The 19431-nt window shown below is 54.9% G+C and carries 13 protein-coding genes and 1 riboswitch; of the genes, 9 read left to right on the top strand and 4 right to left on the bottom strand.

Annotated elements, in window-relative coordinates:
- Window positions 1-91: 91 nt before the first annotated feature.
- The 3 genes from gatC to gatB are packed head-to-tail and all read left to right on the top strand — an operon-like array spanning window position 92 to window position 3372.
- Window positions 92-379: an Asp-tRNA(Asn)/Glu-tRNA(Gln) amidotransferase subunit GatC gene (gene gatC / locus ACT6RZ_RS13380; protein WP_444702594.1), complete on the top strand. Its 288-nt coding sequence runs from the start codon at window positions 92-94 to the stop codon at window positions 377-379.
- Window positions 380-435: 56 nt separating this feature from the next.
- Window positions 436-1926 carry an Asp-tRNA(Asn)/Glu-tRNA(Gln) amidotransferase subunit GatA gene (gene gatA / locus ACT6RZ_RS13375; RefSeq protein WP_444702593.1) on the top strand — a complete coding sequence of 497 codons (1491 nt, stop codon included), beginning with the start codon at window positions 436-438 and terminating at the stop codon, window positions 1924-1926.
- A complete protein-coding gene (gene gatB / locus ACT6RZ_RS13370) occupies window positions 1927-3372 on the top strand; it encodes an Asp-tRNA(Asn)/Glu-tRNA(Gln) amidotransferase subunit GatB (RefSeq protein WP_444702592.1) in 1446 nt (481 codons plus the stop codon).
- A 73-nt stretch (window positions 3373-3445) separates the two neighbouring features.
- Here the strand turns inward: gatB and ACT6RZ_RS13365 are convergent, their stop codons facing one another.
- The 3 genes from ACT6RZ_RS13365 to ACT6RZ_RS13355 form a co-directional block, all read right to left on the bottom strand.
- Window positions 3446-4441, bottom strand: a complete 996-nt coding sequence (locus ACT6RZ_RS13365) for an HD domain-containing phosphohydrolase (protein WP_444702591.1) — start codon at window positions 4439-4441, stop codon at window positions 3446-3448.
- Window positions 4438-8160, bottom strand: coding sequence for a PAS domain S-box protein (locus ACT6RZ_RS13360; RefSeq protein ID WP_444702590.1), 3723 nt, complete (start codon window positions 8158-8160; stop codon window positions 4438-4440). The genes ACT6RZ_RS13365 and ACT6RZ_RS13360 overlap by 4 nt, the downstream gene beginning before the upstream one ends.
- A gap of 201 nt (window positions 8161-8361) precedes the next feature.
- Window positions 8362-8769, bottom strand: a complete 408-nt coding sequence (locus ACT6RZ_RS13355; protein ID WP_444702589.1) for a hypothetical protein — start codon at window positions 8767-8769, stop codon at window positions 8362-8364.
- A gap of 146 nt (window positions 8770-8915) precedes the next feature.
- A riboswitch (TPP riboswitch) is annotated at window positions 8916-9024 on the top strand.
- Window positions 9025-9050: 26 nt separating this feature from the next.
- On the opposite strand from ACT6RZ_RS13355, the gene thiC reads away from it, so the two are divergent.
- Complete coding sequence (gene thiC, locus ACT6RZ_RS13350) at window positions 9051-10961, top strand: phosphomethylpyrimidine synthase ThiC (RefSeq protein ID WP_444702588.1); 1911 nt, start codon at window positions 9051-9053, stop codon at window positions 10959-10961.
- A gap of 157 nt (window positions 10962-11118) precedes the next feature.
- Window positions 11119-11634: a hypothetical protein gene (locus tag ACT6RZ_RS13345; protein WP_444702587.1), complete on the top strand. Its 516-nt coding sequence runs from the start codon at window positions 11119-11121 to the stop codon at window positions 11632-11634.
- Window positions 11635-11682: 48 nt separating this feature from the next.
- Here the strand turns inward: ACT6RZ_RS13345 and ACT6RZ_RS13340 are convergent, their stop codons facing one another.
- The gene (locus ACT6RZ_RS13340) at window positions 11683-12222 is read right to left on the bottom strand and encodes a YaeQ family protein (protein ID WP_444702586.1); all 540 of its coding nucleotides are present in this window, start codon (window positions 12220-12222) and stop codon (window positions 11683-11685) included.
- A 207-nt stretch (window positions 12223-12429) separates the two neighbouring features.
- Here ACT6RZ_RS13340 and ACT6RZ_RS13335 point away from each other — a divergent pair, with 207 nt between their 5' ends.
- From ACT6RZ_RS13335 to ACT6RZ_RS13320, 4 genes are read left to right on the top strand one after another with little or no spacing between them, the layout of a single operon-like run.
- Complete coding sequence (locus ACT6RZ_RS13335) at window positions 12430-13092, top strand: TetR/AcrR family transcriptional regulator (RefSeq protein WP_444702585.1); 663 nt, start codon at window positions 12430-12432, stop codon at window positions 13090-13092.
- A complete protein-coding gene (locus ACT6RZ_RS13330; RefSeq protein ID WP_444702584.1) occupies window positions 13079-14536 on the top strand; it encodes an efflux transporter outer membrane subunit in 1458 nt (485 codons plus the stop codon). The genes ACT6RZ_RS13335 and ACT6RZ_RS13330 overlap by 14 nt, the downstream gene beginning before the upstream one ends.
- Window positions 14537-14538: 2 nt before the next feature.
- Window positions 14539-15702, top strand: coding sequence for an efflux RND transporter periplasmic adaptor subunit (locus ACT6RZ_RS13325; RefSeq protein ID WP_444702583.1), 1164 nt, complete (start codon window positions 14539-14541; stop codon window positions 15700-15702).
- Window positions 15703-15705: 3 nt separating this feature from the next.
- Window positions 15706-18777, top strand: a complete 3072-nt coding sequence (locus ACT6RZ_RS13320; RefSeq protein WP_444702582.1) for an efflux RND transporter permease subunit — start codon at window positions 15706-15708, stop codon at window positions 18775-18777.
- Window positions 18778-19431: the final 654 nt, after the last annotated feature.

Genomic DNA, 19431 nt, shown 5'->3' with positions numbered 1-19431 from the left:
TCAGCCGAGTGTGGCTTAAAATCAAGGTATAATAGCGCAAAACGCACATGAAATTAAGATGTGATTTCGAATTCTTGAAGACTTAACCTCTATGGCACTCAATCTTGAAGACATCAAACGTATAGCTCATCTGGCTCGCATCGAAGTCAGTGACAGTGAAGCGCAAGAAACTTTAAACAAACTTTCCGGCATTTTAGGTCTGATCGAGCAAATGCAGGCGGTGGATACCAGCGGCATCGCCCCCATGTCGCACTCGCAGGATGTGACGCAGCGCCTGCGCGATGACGTGGTCACGCAAACCAATCAGCGTGAGTTATTCCAGTCTATCGCCCCGGCCACGCAAGATGGTTTATATCTTGTGCCCAAGGTCATTGAGTAAAACATCGGTCAGCACTGATCGAATAACCAGTCGCTCCCTCTCATACGGTTTTAATGATGATTAACAGTAGCCTCAAACAGCTGGGTCAACAATTGGCCCGCAAGCAAGTTTCCAGTGTCGAGCTCACGCAAGCCTATCTGCAGCGCGTGACGCAGCTCAACCCAGCCATCAATGCCTTTATCACCCTGGATGAAGAAAAAACCCTGGCCCAGGCCAAAGCCGCTGATGCGCGCATCGCCGCCGGTGACTTTGGGCCGCTGACCGGTATCCCGCTGGCGCAGAAAGACATTTTTTGCGCCAAGGGCTGGCGCACCACTTGCAGCTCGAAAATGCTGGAAAAATTCATTGCGCCGTATGACGCACATGTCATCAGCCAGTTCGATGCGGCCGGTGCGGTCAACCTGGGCAAGACCAATATGGACGAATTCGCCATGGGTTCTTCCAACGAGACCAGCTATTTTGGCGGCGTGAAAAACCCGTGGGATTTCGACCGCGTGCCAGGCGGCAGCTCGGGTGGTTCGGCAGCGGCAGTGGCAGCGCGCTTATGTGCGGCAGCCACCGGCACCGATACCGGCGGTTCCATACGCCAGCCGGCTTCACTGTGTGGCTTTACCGGCCTGAAACCGACTTATGGACTGGTCTCACGCTACGGCATGATCGCGTTCGCCTCGTCTCTGGACCAGGCCGGCCCTATGGCCAAGTCTGCAGAAGACTGTGCGCTGATGCTCAACGTGATGGCCGGTTTCGACGAGCGCGACTCCACCAGCGTCAACCGCGAGAAAGAAGATTACACCCGTGGCCTGGCCGCCATGACAGGCGAGCAGCCGCTCAAAGGGCTGCGCATAGGCCTGCCTAAAGAATACTTTGCCGAAGGCCTGAGTGCCGAAGTCGCCAGGGTGATTGAAACCGCGATCGCCGAATACAAAAAACTGGGCGCGGTCATTGTTGATATCAGCCTGCCGAATAACAACCTGTCTATCCCGGTCTACTATGTGCTGGCTCCGGCCGAAGCCTCGAGTAACCTGTCGCGCTACGATGGTGTGCGCTACGGTCATCGCGCTGCCGAATACAATGACCTGCAGGAAATGTATATGAAATCACGCGCTGAAGGTTTCGGCGCCGAGGTCAAACGCCGTATCCTGATCGGCACCTATGTGCTGAGCGCCGGTTATTACGATGCCTATTACCTGAAAGCGCAACAGATACGCCGCCTGATCGCGCAGGATTTCGTTGAAGCATTCAAGCAGTGTGATGTGATCATGGGCCCGGCTGCCCCTTCGACAGCCTTTAAGGCCGGGGAGAAGACCAGTGACCCGGTCGCCATGTACCTGGAAGACCTGTATACCATTGCCGTCAACCTGGCCGGTTTGCCAGGCATGAGTGTGCCGGCAGGCTTTACCCCGAGTGCTGACGGCAAACCGTTGCCGGTGGGTCTGCAGATCATAGGTAATTATTTTGATGAGGCGCGCATGCTGGATGTCGGCCATGCCTATCAACAAGTGACAGACTGGCATACACAAATGCCAGCCGCATTGGAGAACATCTAAATGCAGTGGGAAGTCGTGATCGGGTTGGAAACCCATGTACAGTTACAGACAAACTCCAAACAGTTCAGTGGCGCTTCAACCACCTATGGCGCAGCGCCAAACACACAGGCCTGCGAGGTAAGCATCGCTTTGCCTGGCGTGTTGCCGGTGCTGAATAAACAGGCGGTGGAATGCGCGATCAAATTCGGCCTGGCGATAGATGCCGAGATCGCCCCGCGCAGCATCTTCGCGCGCAAGAATTACTTTTACCCTGACCTGCCCAAAGGCTACCAGATCAGCCAGTTTGAATTGCCGGTAGTAGGCAAAGGCAAGGTCACCATACAGGTGCCCGCAGGCAAAAACAGCGAGGCTTACGAAAAAGTCATCAACATCACCCGCGCCCATCTGGAAGAAGATGCCGGTAAATCCGTGCATGATGCGGTGCAAGGCATGTCTGGCATCGATTTGAACCGTGCCGGTACGCCATTGCTGGAGATCGTGACTGAGCCGGATATGCGCAGTGCGGCAGAAGCGGTCGCTTATGCCAAAAAACTGCATGAGCTGGTGCAATGGATAGGCATCTGCGATGGCAATATGCAGGAAGGTTCTTTCCGTTGCGATGTCAACGTCTCGGTACGCCCTAAAGGCACTGAGAAATTAGGCACCCGCCGCGAGATCAAAAACCTCAATTCTTTCAAGTTCATGTTGCAGGCGATAGAGTACGAGACCCGCTGGCAGATTGAGACCCTGGAAGATGGCGGCACTATCCAGCAGGCGACTATCCTGTTTAACCCGGATACCGGCGAGACCCGCGCCATGCGCTCCAAGGAAGAAGCCAACGATTACCGCTATTTCCCCGACCCTGACCTGCTGCCGCTGGAAGTGACCGAGGCGGACAAGGCCAGAGTTCGTGCGCAGATGCCGGAGTTGCCGCAAGCCTTGCAGGCGCGTTTTACCAGTGAGTACCAACTCTCCAGCTACGACGCCAGCAACCTGACCAGCGCACGGGCAGTGGCCGATTACTTTGTGGCCGTGGTCCAGGCCGGTGGCGACGCCAAACAGGCTGCCAACTGGGTGATGGGCGCATTGTCAGCCAAGCTGAATGCCGATGAAAAAACCATAGAGCAGAGCCCGGTGTCTGCAGCGCAACTGGCGGCTCTGTTGCAGCGTATCGCCGATAACACTATCTCTAACAACGCTGCCAAACAGGTGTTTGAAGGCTTGTGGGCGGGTGAGGGTGAGGTCGATGCGATCATCGCAGCCAAAGGCCTCAAGCAGGTATCCGACAGCGGTGCGATAGAAGCGATTATCGATGAAGTACTGGCCGCCAACCAGGCCATGGTCGAGGAATACAAAGCTGGCAAAGAGAAAGCGTTTAATGCGCTGGTGGGTCAGTGTATGAAGGCTTCCAAAGGCAAGGCCAACCCGGCCCAGGTGAACGAGCTGCTAAAAAACAAACTAACTTAAGTTACAAATTGGCTTAGTCGCTGCCGGCAGCCCGCTAACAGGCTAAAGCTTAGAGTTTAAAATGGCGTGAAGATCATTCTTCGCGCCATTTTGCATTAATGGCGATCAGATCGGGCAGACAGCTGAGCATGGCGGCAACCACTTGCGGGTCAAAATGGCGGTTGGCCTGGGATTTGATCTCTTCCACCGCTTTTTCCACTGGCCAGGCTTCCTTGTAAGGGCGTTTGCTCAACAGCGCATCAAATACATCGGCAACCGCGACTATGCGCGCCTCTACCGGGATCTCCTCACCTTTCATGCCGAACGGATAACCGCTGCCATCCCATTTTTCATGGTGATAGAGTGCCACGGTATACGCCAGCTTTATCAGCGGGGAGCTGGATTTATCCAGGATCTCGGCGCCCAGCTGCGGATGGGAACGCATGATAGACAGTTCTTCGTCATCCAGTTTGCCGGGTTTGAGTAATACATGGTCGGGGATGCCGATCTTGCCTATATCATGCATGGGTGCAGCGTGCACCAGTTGCTCGGCAAAGCCTGCATCCATGCCCATTTCCAGCGCTATCCTGCCCGAAACATGGCTCATGCGTATCACATGCATGCCGGTTTCATTGTCTTTGAATTCGGCAGCGCGCCCCAGGCGTTGTATCAGTTCCAAATGGGTGCGTTTTAATTCGTCTATATGCACCAGTGAAAGATGTGTTTTGACGCGGGCGCGCACCAGCGCCGGCGAGATAGGCTTGTTGATGTAATCGACACCACCGGCTTTGAAGCCTTGTGATTCATCTGCCTCGTCTGCCAGCGCAGTGACGAAAATGACCGGGATAGTATGGGTGTCAGGGTCGCTCTTCAACTGGCTACAGACCTCAAAGCCGGTCATGCCTGGCATCATGACGTCCAGCAGGATCAGGCCCGGACGTTCTTTTTTGACCAGCTCCAGTGCATCCATGCCATTTTTGGCAAAGCTCAGACGATAGTCATCCTGCAGCACTTGCTTGAGTACTTTCAGATTGAGCGGCTCATCGTCGACGATCAGGATCTTGGCTTGCTGGGTGATGTAATCCGTCATGAAGTGGTCCCTTGTGTCTGGGTCTCCAGTAGTTGGTCAATATGAATCACCGCTTGTTCAAAGTCAAATTCATTCAGGCACATGGCGATGTCGTTCAAGGCGGCCTTCCATCCGGCAGGGGCATGCTGCAACAGCTGCTTGAGCAGGGCGTCATCCAGTTCTGCCATGGCAGTCAGTGTGCGCAGTGCCTGCAACCATTCCAGCAGTTGTGTCACTGCCGTGCCTGAAGCCGCTTCAGCCACGGCGGTGTCTGTGATGGCGGCACCTGGCTGTGCATAGAGCAGAGGGTGCAGCGCCTGTGATGCTGTTTCCAGGACGATCTGTAGTTGGGCGACGATCGCTGCGGCTGTGTGCCAGTTCTCCTGGCTAACCAGTTCGAGTTCGGCATACACTGACTGCAGGCCGGGCAAGGCCAGATTGGCGCTCACGCCTTTATTGGCATGCGCGAGCATATTGAATGCGGCATAGTCATGCGACTCTATCGCCGTATTGAAAGCGCCTATATGTTGCGGCACTTCAAGCAGGTATTGGCTGACCTCGGCCAGGTAGATCTGCTGGTCACCCCATAAAATAATGCCTTTATCCAGGTTGAAAGCCTGTGGCTCGACGCTGTCTTTCTCGACTGCTGCCATCTGTGCAGGCGTGACGCCATGCAGCACGCGCGCCATTTCTGCCAGCAGCAGCGGCATTTCTATCGGTTTCGAGCTGAAACCATCCATATCGGCCTGTTTGGCGGCCAGCCTGTCCTGTTCAAGCACGCTGGCAGTAAGGGCGATGATGGGCGTCCTGTCCCAGCCCGCTTCACGCTCCATCTCACGTATGCGCAAACTGGCGGTCAGACCATCCATCACCGGCATCTGCACATCCATAAGGATAATATCGAATGCCTGGGTGTTCAGCGCGGCGACGACTTCCTCGCCATTGGTGGCAAGGGTGACCCGGTGCCCCTGTTTCTCCAGCATGATAGTCAGCAGTTTGCGGTTCTGCTCTATATCATCTGCCGCCAGAATATTTAGCGAAGGCAGGAAAGTCTGTATCAGGTTGACGTCAACCAAGCTTTCGCTCTGTGAGCCTTGCTCTAATGGCAGGATGACACTGAAGCAGCTGCCCTGGCCCAGGGTGCTGGCAGCCGTGATACGGCCACCCATCAGCTCGACCAGCTGTTTGCTGATGGTGGTGCCCAGGCCGGTGCCGCCAAAGCGGCGGCTCATGGTGGCATCGGCCTGGGTGAACGGTGCGAATATGCTGCCCAGCCGGTCGGCATCAATGCCTATGCCGGTATCTATCATGTCAAACTGGATCTCGCCATGCTGGGTGGGGTATACCTTTAATTCTACATGACCGCTTTCGGTGAATTTGACCGCGTTGCCCAGCAGGTTGGTCAGCACCTGGCGTATGCGGTGCTCGGCACCTTTGAAATAACCGGCTGCATCTGGCGCCAGGGTGAGTTTTAATTCCAGCTGTTTTTTGCGCGCCTGCAGCCACAGTGAAGAGATCACGCTGTCGACCAGTTCGCGCATGGAGAAATCCAGTATCTCCAGTTCCAGCATGCCTTTTTCAAGCTTGGCGCTGTCGAGAATATCATTCAGCAGATGCAGCAGTGACTTGGCCGACTGGCTGATGGTGGATAAATAATTGCGCTGTTCCTGCTGCATGGCGGTGTCCAGCAGCAATTCGCTAAAGCCTATGATGGAGTTCATGGGCGTGCGTATCTCATGGCTCATATTGGCGAGGAAGGTGCTTTTGGCATTGGCCGCCTGTTCGGCTTTGTCTCTGGCCAGCAGCATATCCTGTTCCATCTGCTTGCGTTCGCTGATATCTATCATGAACATCAGCACTTTGATGACCTTGCCATCCATATTGCGTATCGGGCTGTAAGAAGCATGTATCCAGATCTTTTTGCCATTTTTGCCATAACGCAAAAACTCGCCATGCACAAACTCGCCACTTTTGAGTGACACCCACTTTTGCCGGTAGCGATCAGTGGTCACGAACTCAGGCGGGCAAAGAATGGAATGATGGCGCCCCAGGATATCCGGCAGTTCGTAACCCAGCAGGTCGAGAAAGCTCTGGTTCGCCGTCAGCACAAAGCCGTCTATGGTGAATTCAGCCATGCTGGTCGAGTTATTGATGGCATTGGCAATCCCCTCAAACTCGGCATTTTTCTGTTTAGATTCCGTCACGTCCAGCATGACCCCATCCAGCGCTTCAGCCGCGCCGTCGTTGCTATAAATGGCAGAAGCGAATTCCGAGATCCACTTTTCATTGCCTTTGCGGTCGGTGATACGGTATTCGATCGCGTAGTTGGTGCGGTTGGCGACCGCAGCTTCTACGATAGGCTGTATACGGTGCGCATCGTCGGGGAAGATCAGCTGCGAGAAATGCACCTGGCCGTTGAGGTAATCTTCGGCTTTCCAGCCTGTCATTTCCTGCACCGCATCGCTGATCAGCCGCATGCTCCAGTTGTCGTCCAGGTTGCAGCGGAAAGTCACGCCCGGAATGTTATTCATCATGGAGCGGATCTGCTGGTCTTTTTCGCGTATGGCCTGCTCGATCGCCTTGCGCTGGGTGAGGTCGGTGATAAAGCCGACAAACAGTTTTTCCCCCGGCAGTTTCACCTCGCCTATCGCCAGGCGGATGGGGAACTGGGTGCCATCCTTTTTAATCGCTTCCAGATCGCGGCCTTCGCCCAGTATCTGCGCCTTGCTACCGGACTGGTAATTCTTCAGGTAATACAAATGATTGGAACGGTCTGGTTCCGGCATCAGCATGGAGATGTTCTTGCCTTCCATCTCGGCTTTGCGCCAGCCGAACAGCCGTTCTACCGCCTCATTGCAGGAGATGATCTGGCCGGTGGTGTTGATGGTGACTATGCCGTCCACTGCAGTGTTCAAAATGGTCGATAAGCGCGTTTCACTGACCTGGATGGTTGTCAGCGCCTGACGGTAGCTGATCAGCACATTGATCGCCGCCGCGATGATGCCTATCAGTATGGTGACCAGCGTGATGCCCAGTGCCAGCGAGATGGACTGGTTGTCTTCGGGGTTGAAGCCGGGTTGCGCCTGGCCGATAAAGCGCGCAGAAGCCATGCCGGTGTAATGCATGGCGGTGATGGCACTGCCCATCAGCACGCCGCCCAGCACTATGCTGACTTTGGCCGGTAGCTTGCCTTTCTGGTTGAGAAAGATACCAGTCCATAATGCCAGGGTCGCCAGGCTGACGACGACGATCACCGAGATCAGTACCCAGACCAGGTCGAATTTGAGCACCGGCTCCATTTTCATGGCCAGCATGCCGGTATAGTGCATGGCACCTATGCCGGTGCCTACCGAGAGCCCGCCTTTGATCAGTTTGCCGTAATCAAGCTGGTTCTCCGTCATCAGGTTGAGCGCGTAGTACGACGCCAGGATGCCGGGCATCATGGAGATCAGGGTGACTTCAGGGTTATAGGTGACCTTGGTACAGATTTCGTAAGCCAGCATGCCGATAAAATGCATGGCCCAGATGCCTGCGCCCAGCGACGCCGAGCTGGCAAGGATAGAAAATTTCTGCGAAACCAGTGAAGTCTGTTTTTGTGACAGGCGGGTGAGCTGCAAGGCCAGCACCGAGCTGCCGATAGCGACCAGCGCTGAAAGGATCACCAGCCATGGATTATAAGTACCAAACAGCAGGGTGGTGGGCGAACCTTCCCTGAAAAAGAAAATACTGTACCAATCCATGCGCTGAATGCCTTCAATATAAACAGTTGATTTGCAACCGATATTCTAGCGCCTGACCGCGGCAGATTATATTGAGAACAATGCGGTTTTAAAAGCCTAATTCGGAGTTTAACTGATTGACTTGATTGGTATTTAAGCAGCCAGGCAATCACAAAAAAACCCTGCGCAGGCAGGGTTTTTCACGCGCTGGCACCTGGCTGGTCAGTGACACAGCACGTGACAGATCAGCTGGTAGCAGATAGTCATAAAGCCGATAGTGGTCAGCACAAAACTAATGGCAGAAAACACTTTCCACTTCATTTTGCTCCAGAAGTCGGGATCAAATGCGGCAATGGTGAAAATGGTCGGGTTGGTAAAGCCGCCGATCGCGACACAGACACAGGCAAAATGATGCAGCTCTATGCCGGCGGTTTTAGACGCGGCAAAGAACCCCAGCTGAAACAGCGCCATCAAGGCGTAGTCTACATGAGCGCGTATCATGGTTTTGTAATCGATCAGAAATCCGCCATCTATCCCGGGTATGGGAAACCAGCGGGCAAATGTCATCAGCCATGCCGATAAGATTAAAGCGGTAGTACAGGCGACTGCGCCTATCAATAAGACTTCCATGTTTCTCTCCTGAGCTCTGGTTTAAGGGTGTCCCGTCTTTTTATGCTGTCGGGTAATGTGATTATAGACAGACCTGTCTACCTGTCAATATACGGCAGCTCAATTGCAGCGTAACTTGCGTTATCTGTGGTTTTCGCGCACAATCCGTTCCTTGCTAGGGGTCTGTATGCCTTCGTTTTAAAGGTTTGCAGTGAGAATTACCCTTCGAACCTGATGCGGTTGATACCGCCGTAGGGAATGCAAAGTCCCGCATCCTTACGTCTTTTCTTTTAAGGATGCCAATGAACGCCATAGACAAAAACCTCCAGTCGCCGAATTCCCCGTCTAAAAACATCAGATTCGTCAATGCTGATGCCAAAGTGGACGAAGCCACCAGCAAACCGTTTGCCAAGTCGCGCAAGATCTATGTTCAAGGCTCACGCGCCGATATACAGGTGCCTTTTCGTGAGATCTCGCTCAGTGACACGCCTTCGAGCTTTGGCGGTGACAGCAACCCGCCAGTGGTGGTGTATGACACTTCTGGCCCGTATACCGACCCGGCGGTGGATATCGATATCCGTAACGGTTTGCCAGCCTTGCGTGCGCAATGGATCATGGAACGTGGTGATGTAGAGCAGCTGGACGGCCCCAGCTCTGATTTTGGCCACCAGCGCCTGGTCGACCCGGAATTGGCCGACATGCGTTTCAACCTGCACCGCAACCCTCTGCGCGCGAAAGCCGGCCATAATGTCAGCCAGATGCACTATGCGCGCCAGGGCATCATCACGCCGGAGATGGAGTTCATCGCCATCCGCGAGAACCAGCGCCGTGAGAACATGAGCGAATTGTTGCAGACCCAGCATCCTGGCCAGCATCATGGCGCCAGCATCCCCCAAGTCATCACGCCTGAATTCGTGCGGGATGAAGTGGCGCGTGGCCGTGCCATCATCCCGGCCAACATCAACCACCCGGAAATCGAGCCCATGATCATAGGCCGTAATTTCCTGGTCAAGATCAACGCCAACATCGGTAACTCGGCACTCGGCTCTTCTATTTCTGAAGAAGTGGAAAAAATGGTGTGGGGCACGCGCTGGGGCGGCGATACCGTGATGGATCTGTCTACCGGCAAAAACATACACGAGACCCGCGAGTGGATCATACGTAACTCACCAGTGCCTATCGGTACCGTGCCTATCTACCAGGCACTGGAAAAGGTCAATGGCAAGGCCGAAGACCTGACCTGGGAGATCTTCAGGGACACCCTGATAGAGCAGGCTGAGCAGGGCGTGGATTACTTCACCATACACGCCGGTGTACGTTTGGCGTATATCCCGATGACGGCCAAACGCATGACAGGTATCGTCTCGCGCGGTGGTTCCATCATGGCCAAGTGGTGTCTGGCGCACCATAAAGAGTCTTTTCTGTATGAGCATTTTGAAGACATCTGCCAGATCATGAAGCAATACGATGTGAGTTTCTCACTCGGTGATGGCCTGCGCCCTGGTTCTATTTATGATGCTAACGACCAGGCGCAATTTGCCGAGCTGAAAACGCTGGGCGAACTGACGCAGATCGCCTGGAAGCACGATGTGCAATGCATGATAGAAGGCCCAGGCCATGTGCCCATGCACCTGATCAAGGAAAATATGGACCTGCAACTGGAGCACTGTGGTGAAGCCCCGTTCTACACCCTGGGCCCGTTAACCACCGATATCGCGCCTGGCTATGACCACATCACCTCGGGCATAGGTGCCGCCATGATAGGCTGGTACGGCTGTGCCATGTTGTGCTACGTGACTCCTAAAGAACATCTGGGCCTGCCGGACAAGGAAGACGTGCGCGTAGGCATCATCACCTACAAGATCGCCGCCCATGCCGCTGACCTGGCCAAAGGCCACCCGGGGGCGCAGATCCGCGACAACGCTTTATCCAAGGCACGGTTCGAGTTCCGCTGGGAAGACCAGTTCAACCTTGGCCTGGACCCGGAAAAAGCCAAGGAATTCCACGACGAGACCCTGCCGCAGGAAGGCGCCAAGCAGGCGCATTTCTGTTCCATGTGCGGCCCGCACTTCTGTTCCATGAAGATCACGCAGGATGTACGTGATTACGCCGACAAAATGGGCGTAGATGAAAAAGAAGCGCTGCACAAAGGCATGCAGGAAAAAGCGATCGAATTCGTGAAAAAAGGCAGTGAGGTTTACCAGAAGGTGTAGTTAAACCGCAGTAGCCGTCAACCTGAGCCAGCAGTCATGCTGGCTTTTTTATGGCAGGTCGCACGCGCAGGCATGCAAGATGTAAAGAATTGAATTTAAATCAATATATTCTTTCCAAGTATTACGTAGCTCAACACTACTAGACGAGGAGAATGCCATGAGACGCAGGCTCTATTTTGTTTTACCTGATATCAAAAGCGCGCATACACTGATGAATGAGTTGCTGCTGCAAAGAATAGACGAGAATCACATCCACTTTCTTGCCGACCAGCCACAGTATTTAGGCAACCTGCCCAAGGCGGATGCCATGGAAAGGTCTGATGTGGTTTACAGCGCAATGGGCGGTTTTTTATTCGGTGCCATATTCGGCTTGTTCGGCGGCATACTGGCTTATATGGTGCCGTGGTGGTTCGGCGAAGTCTCGCTGAGCGTGATCCCCTACTGCATGGTGCTGGGCGCGTTTGCCAGTGCGGCCTGGGCCGCGGCTGTGGCGAGCGCGGCACCCAGTTTCCGCATTAAACCGTATAAAAACACCATAGCACAGGGCAATATCCTGATGATAGTCTCGGTGCCATTGCGTAGGCTTAACGAGATTCGACTCAGTCTGGTCAGCAAACACCCGGAGGCAAGCTATCGCGGCGTCTGGCCGGCCGAACATACCCTGTTTCCTTAAACAAAAAGCCGGCGGTGGCCGGCTTTTTTACGCGCATCATTCTGCAGGCTAGCCTATGTCTTTCAGGCGTACGGCGGCGATCTCGAAACTGTCACCCTCGTAACTCACCAGTATCTGTTCATCCTGTATGCTAAAGCTGATGGAAAGCCCGCGTGCAGCGGCAGCGGCCAGCTGCTCGGTGTCCGGCAGATTGAGCACAGTCACGTTGTCCAGCTTGAGCATGGCTTTGCTGTTTTGTGCCCACCACATATCAGCCGTGCGGCCGCCATACAGCACCTGCACCACGTGTTTCGCTCTGCCACAGGCTTTGCGTATCTCGCGTTCTTCCGGCAGGCCCACACAGATCCAGCGCTGAATCGCGCCGGTCAGGTCTTTTTGCCACAGGTCAGGCTCGTCGTCATCGCTCAAGCCATTGCCAAACAGCAGGTGCTCATCAGCGTAGAGCACGAATGCCAGCAAACGGACCATTAAACGCTCGTCGGTTTCGGAAGGATGTTTAGCCAGCGTCAGGTTATGCTGCTGGTAATAATGCCTGTCCATATCCGCGATATTGAGGTCTATCTTATAAATGGTGGATTTCAGCGCCATGCGTGCATATGTCTTAACTATGAAAGTGTGGCGAGTATAGCAAACATGCAGAGCAGGCTGTTAGGCCATGCATGCTGGCGCAACTGAACAGGTGCATTCGTAACCTGTTAGATACAAGAAATCACTTGCGTCTTTTATGGATTGTCATAAAATAAAAAAGAAACGTTTTATTTTTATTTCAGGCAGACATTGATTTCTTTACCCGATATGGAAATTTCACCCCATAGAGTGAAAGCCGGTCGCCCCAAAGCCGGCACTGAGCAAGAGCGCCATGCGCTGCTGCTGGAGCAGGCGCTGGAGATCTTCATGCTGGAAGGCGTGTCGCAGACCAGCATAGGGCGCATCGCCGCGGCCTGCGGCGTGTCTACACGCACGATTTATGAACGCTTTGAAAATAAATATGCGTTGCTGATCGCCGCTATCAAACACATGGTCGAAAAAGATGTCTCTGCCATGGTGCAGATCGATAACCTCTCTCAGCAGACGCTACAGCAGGTGCTCACCGATGTAGGCCGCTTTATGCTCAAGCGCGTGCTGGAGCCTCGCATGTTGTCGTTCTTTAAAATAGGCGTGGCCGAAGCCTCGCATTTGCCTGAGCTATCCCGCGCCATGAAAGCGGTAGGGCCGGAGCGCATACACCAGATGCTGGCGGATATTTTCAGTTTTTATGCCGCAAAAAACCCATTGGCTACCCAGGATTACAAACGTGCGGCGGAGTCGTATTGCGAGTTGCTGATCGCCTCGCCACGGCAGAAAGCGTTATTCGGTGTGCTGGAGCCAGACTGGGATGCGGAAGCGCACCTGGCATTTGTAGTGAATTTATTTTTGCATGGATTGCAGGGAATGGAGCCAGGCTATGCAGTTAAGTAAATATAGTCACTGGCTACTGCTGATCTTGCCACTGGCAGGTTGCTCGGTGATAGATGAATATATACGTCCCAACCCGGTGACGGTAGAGCAATGGCAGGCACCATTGCCACACAACGGCAATGTGGCCACATTGACCAACTGGTGGGCACAATTCAAGGACCCGGTGCTGGACCAGTTGCTGGCGCAGGCGCAAAAAGAAAGCCCCTCGCTGGAGATCGCTCTGGCCAATATTCGCACCGCGCGAGCCAATGTGCTGTCGGCAAGGGCGCAAGGCATCCCTGATTTAAGCAGCACCGGCAGCATGAACCGCAGCAAAGGTGGCGGGGGCGGTGGTGCTTTCCCGGCGACCACCATAGAAATCGATTCCATCTCGCTGGATGCCAGCTGGGAAGTCGATCTGTTCGGCAAGATCAAGGCCACCAAGCAGGCGGCCAAAGCCCAGCTGGAAGCGAAAAAGATCGCCTGGCACGATGCCCGCCTGACGGTCGCGGCAGAAGTAGCCAATAACTATGTGAATTACCGTGCCTGCCAGGCTTCGGTGCAAGCCTTGCAGGGCGCCTTCAACTCGCGCAAGGAGACCGCGCGTTTGACAGGCATTTCAGCCAGGGCTGGCTTCACCGCCCCGTCTGATCTGGCGCTGGCAGAGGCAGCCACCCACGCCAGCGAATCTACACTGGATGGTCAGCAGGCCGAGTGTGATGGTTTGGTGAAAGCCATGGTCGAGCTGACCAACCTGCCGGAAACCGAGTTGCGCAGTTTGCTGGCCAAGAGTAAAGGCATGCCGCAACCGGCGGTGTTCGAGGTGAATGCGCTACCGGCCAACCTGCTTACGCGCAGGCCAGACCTGGCGATAGATGAGCGCAACCTGGCTGAAGCCAGCGCCAATGTTGGCGTAGCCAAGGCACAGCTTTACCCCAGCCTGACATTGAGCGGGTCTATAGGTTACCGCCGCACCAGTTTTGGTGGCGCGGTGACACGTACCGACTCCTGGTCTTACGGGCCTTCGCTCAAATTGCCGATCTTTGATGGTGGAACCTTGCGCGCTGATCTGGCTGAATCGCGCGCCAATTTTGACAGCCTGATGGCAACGTACAAACAAGACGTGCGCAAGGCATTGAAAGAGGTAGAGCAGGCACTGGTCAATCTGGACAGTGCCAACCGGCGAGCACAATCCGAACAGGCCAGCGCACAACAGTATGCGCGCTATTTTCAGGCGGCTGAACTGAACTGGAAATCCGGCGGTATCGATCTGCTGTCACTGGAAGACGCGCGCCGCCAGAAGATCAATGCCGAACTGAATGTAGTCACCCAGCAAAAGAATCGGGTTTTACAGTGGATCGCATTGTACAAGGCTTTTGGTGGTGACTGGTATGAATCGCAGCAGCAGGCTAAGCAGGGCCAACAGACCGCGCCAGGCAATAAAACGACAGTAAAGGGTAAATAAACATGGCGAGAAGACTCTCAAAAAAAGCAAAGTTCCTGATCATTGCCGCCGTCCTGGTCGGGGTGAGCTTATGGTTTATTCAACACCCGTTGCACCAGGCCGAGCTGGCTGAAAAACGCGGCGATCGTGCCGGTGCCAATGTCAAAGCCGAGGCTGCTAAAGCCACCTTGACTGTAGAAGCGACCAGCCCGGCCGCTGTGCAATGGCCGATGACACTGGTGCTGAATGGCAGTATCTACCCCTGGCAGGAGGCGCAGGTCAGCGCCGAGATCTCCGGCCTGCGTATCCAGCAGGTGCTGGTGGAGGTGGGTGCACAGGTCAGCAAAGGCCAGCCTTTAGTGCTGCTGGCGGATGAAACGGTAAAAGCCGACTTGCAAAAGCAGCTGGCGACCGTAGAGAAAGACAAAGCCGGCCTGGCTGAAGCCAAGAGCAATGCCGACCGTGCCAATGAGATCAAGGATAGTGGCGCATTATCCGCGCAGAAGATCAATGAATACGTGATCGCCCTGCAAACTGCCAGGGCCAATCTGGCGCTGTCCGAGGCCGAGCTGGAGAACCAGAAGATCCGCATCCGCCAGACCAAAGTGGTGGCGCCGGATGATGGCGTCGTTTCTGAGCGTTCAGCCAACCTGGGCAATGTGGTGTCCTCAGGCACCGAATTGTTCAAACTGATACGCCAGGGCCGTATTGAATGGCGAGGCGAAGTGAATGCTGACCAGCAGGCAGCCTTGCACACCGGGCAAACCGTCAGTCTGAATCTGCCGGGCGGTAAAAGCGTTGCCGGAAAAGTGCGCCTGATCTCGCCGGTGGTGGATAACAACACGCGTAATGCCCTGGTATATGTCGATATCCCTAAAAACAGCGCCAAACCCGGCATGTATGTGCAGGGGAAAATAGATATTGGTCAGCAGCGTGGCCTGTCTGTCCCGCTCAGTGCCGTCACTTACCGCGATGGTTTTGCCTATGTGTTTGTGCTGGGCGCCAGCAACGCTGACGGCATGAGCCAGATCACCCAGCGCAAAGTGCAGACCGGCCGCACGTTTGAAGAGCAGATCGAACTATTGAGTGGCATAGAAGCAGGCACCAGGCTGGTGCTCAGCGGTGGCGCTTTCCTGAATGACGGCGATACTGTGAAAGTCGTCACCACTGGCAAGAGCGGAGCTTAAGTAATGAATTTTTCGGCCTGGTCTATCCGTAATCCGGTTCCGGCTATCCTGCTGTTTGTGGTGCTGACCTTTCTGGGTCTCAGGTCGCTGAACCAGTTAGGCAAGCAGAACTTTCCCGATATCGAACTGCCGGTGATCATGGTCAGCGCCACACTGGAAGGCGCGGCGCCACCACAGCTTGAAACCGAGGTGGCCCGCAAACTTGAAGACAAGATCGCCACCATAGGCGGCATTGAACATATGTCCAGCGTCATTACCGATGGTGGCGTCAGCATCAGCGTGCAATTCACCATAGATACCAATAGTGAAGAAGCGCTCAACCTGGTGCGCAATGCGGTAGACAGCGCCCGCTCGGAGCTGCCGGCGGCAGTCACCACGCCTACCGTCTCCAAGTTGACCACCACTGGCAGCGCCATCCTTACCTATGTGGTCTCGGCCGATAATATGGACGAGGGCGAGTTGTCATGGTTTGTCGATAACGAGATCAGCAAGGCCATGCTGTCGGTGACCGGCGTCGGCAAGATCAGCCGTACCGGCGGTGTAGACCGCGAAGTGCAGGTCAATCTTGACCCCACCCTGATGTCTGGGCTGGGGGTGAATGTCAGTGATGTGTCGGCCCAGCTCAAGCGCGTACAACAGGATGCCTCAGGTGGCCGTGGCGATATCGGTGACAATATCCAGTCGGTACGCACGCTGGGCGCGCTGCATAGTGCAGATGAAGTCCGCAACCTGGATATTCCTATCAGTGATGGCCGCCATATTAAACTGTCACAAGTGGCCAAGGTGCTGGATACTTATGCCGAGCGCAGCACCTATGCCAGCTATGATGGCAAAGAAGTCATCCGCTTTGAGATTACGCGCAGCAAAGGCACCAGTGAAGTCACGGTCGCCCAGCATGTGCGCGAGGCACTGGCCAAATTTGAACAACTGCACCCGCAGGTCAAGATCGTCGAAGCTTTTAATATGGTCAAGCCGGTGGAGGATAACTACAACGGCTCCATGCAGTTGTTGTACGAAGGCGCCTTACTGGCGGTGCTGGTCGTGTGGTGGTTCTTGCGCGACTGGCGCGCCACCATCATCGCTTCGGTGGCCTTGCCGCTCTCCATGATCCCTACGTTTGCCTTTATGCAGTACTTCGGCTTTTCGCTCAACCTGCTGACCCTGCTGGCGCTGGCACTGGTGGTCGGCATCCTGGTCGATGACGCCATCGTCGAGATAGAGAATATCGTGCGCCATTTGCGCATGGGCAAAACACCGTACCAGGCGGCGATGGAAGCCGCCGACGAGATCGGTTTCGCCGTGATAGCCACCACATTCACGCTGGTGGCTATCTTCCTGCCGACTGCGTTTATGAGCGGCATTCCCGGCAAGTTTTTCAAACAGTTCGGTATCACGGCCGCCATCGCCATCACCTGCTCACTGATAGTGGCGCGCCTGCTGACGCCCATGATGTCCGCTTACCTGCTCAAACCGCACCCGATCAAAGAAGAGCAGGATTCAAGCACCATGCGCATTTATCTGCGCTGGGTGAGCTGGTGTTTAGGTCACCGTAAAACCGTGGTGCTGGGCTTTGTGCTGTTTATCGTCGGTTCCATGAGTCTGATGCCCTTGCTGCCCAAAGGCTTTGTGCCTTCTTCCGACAGTAGCCAGACCAAGATCAACATCGAATTGCAGCCAGGCACTCCGTTGGCGCAAACGCGCAGACTGGTCGATGAGGCTGAACGTATCGTCAGGCAACACCCTGAAGTGAAAGCCGTGTTTAGCGCAGCGGGTGCGGCCAGCACTGGCGGTGGCGGCCCGCACGCTGCCGAAAGCACTACCGATGTGCGTAAAGGCAGCCTGATCATCAGCCTGACCGAGCGTAGTGAGCGCAAACTCAAGCAATCGGAGATAGAGGCAGATTTGCGCGAACGCCTGAAAAACCTGCCTGGTGCACGTATCTCGGTCGGTTCCGGCGAGTCTGGTGAACGCTTGCAAGTCACGCTGGCCAGTGATGACCCGGTGGCATTGCTAAGCGCCAGCCAACAGGTGGCGCACCAGTTGCGTAGTATCAACGGTCTGGGCAATATCACCTCCAGCGCCAGCCTGCAACGGCCAGAAGTGCAGATCATCCCCGACATGGATAAAGCGGCCGAGCTAGGCGTCACCGTAGAAGCGATCGCGCAGGTGATCCGCGTCGCCACCTCAGGTGATTTCTCCAACAGCATGCCCAAGCTCAATCTGCCGCAACGCCAGGTGCCGATACGAGTGCGCCTGGGGCCTAGCGTGCGCAGCAGCCTGCAGGAGATCGCGCAGTTGCGCGTGCCTGCCCGCAACGGCAGTGTCAGCCTGGAAACCGTCGCCACCGTGCGCATGGGTAGCGGGCCGCAGCAGATAGACCGCATGGACCGCATGCGCAACGTCACCTTTGATATAGAGCTGAATAAGCGCCAGATAGGCGAAGTCATGCGCGAAGTGCAGCAGCTATCCGCCATGCAGAACCTGCCACCCAGCGTCAAGCAACTGGAAGCAGGCGATGCCAAACGCATGAATGAGCTGTTCAGCAGTTTTGGCGGCGCCATGGTCATAGGCATCATGTGCATTTATGTGGTGCTGGTGCTGTTGTTCGGCGACTTCCTGCAACCCGTGACTATCCTTGGGGCCTTGCCGTTATCGCTGGGCGGTGCGTTTTTTGCGCTGCTGGTGACACACAACAGTTTCTCCATGCCTAGCGTGATCGGCTTGCTGATGCTGATGGGGGTGGTGACCAAAAACTCTATCCTGCTGGTGGAATACACCATCATGGCGCGCAAGCAATCCAGGATCAGCCGCTTTGACGCCATTATTGATGGCTGCCATAAACGGGCGCGACCTATCGTGATGACCACCATCGCGATGGCGGCAGGCATGATGCCTATCGCCTTAGGCTGGAGTGCAGACCCAAGCTTTAGGGCGCCGATGGCGATCACGGTGATAGGTGGTTTGATTACTTCAACGGTGTTGAGCCTGTTGGTGATCCCGGTGTTGTATACCTATGTGGATGATTTGCTGGGGTGGTTGCGGGGGGTGGGGAGATTGGCTAGGAGGCATGCCTAGTTGGGGTGATGGGTTTGCGGTAGGGTGTATCGGTTGCAATAAAGGGTAATTGCTGTGAGGTTTTAATAGGTAATTCTTTGGCTGGTTCAGTGGTCTATTCAGCAGTTTATTTCGCCTCTAGGCGAGTTACTTTCCTTTGCTTGCCCAAAGGATAAGTAACCAAAGGAAAGGGCACCCTAGCTTCCGCTTTCTTCCTGCGTTGCTCATCAAAATAAGCGGTCACGAAACTCGCCCTAGCGGCTTGCACACTACGCAAGCCACCGCGGAACTCGAACAGTCGCTCCCTTCCTCCTTATTTTGACTCCGCTACTCGGCGCGTCAGATAGGGGCCCGTTTAAAACCACCACGTTGAAACGTTGGTTTAAGGGTTTTGCGTTGAGGGCGCTTAGTGCCTTATTTAACTTCCAAGACTAAAACCCACCAACCAACCAATTCATTTGGTTTGTTGGTGGGTTTTGTTTCGTTATGGTTTTTTGCTTTGTTTTCTTTCAATGTTTGCGCGGGAACAAATGTGGCGAGTCTCACCTTAACTGAGCGCGTGTGGTTTTAACGGGCCCCTATCTGACGCGCCGAGTAGCGCAGTCAGCGTGGGAGGGGTCGGCCAGCGTCTGTTCGAGTTCCGCGGTGGCTTGCGCAGTGTGCAAGCCGCTAGGG

Source organism: Methylophilus sp., assembly GCF_052437885.1.
Classification (GTDB): Bacteria; Pseudomonadota; Gammaproteobacteria; order Burkholderiales; family Methylophilaceae; genus Methylophilus.
The sequence above is the reverse complement of the archived record's forward strand: the minus strand, read 5'-3'. Positions and strand labels throughout refer to the sequence as shown.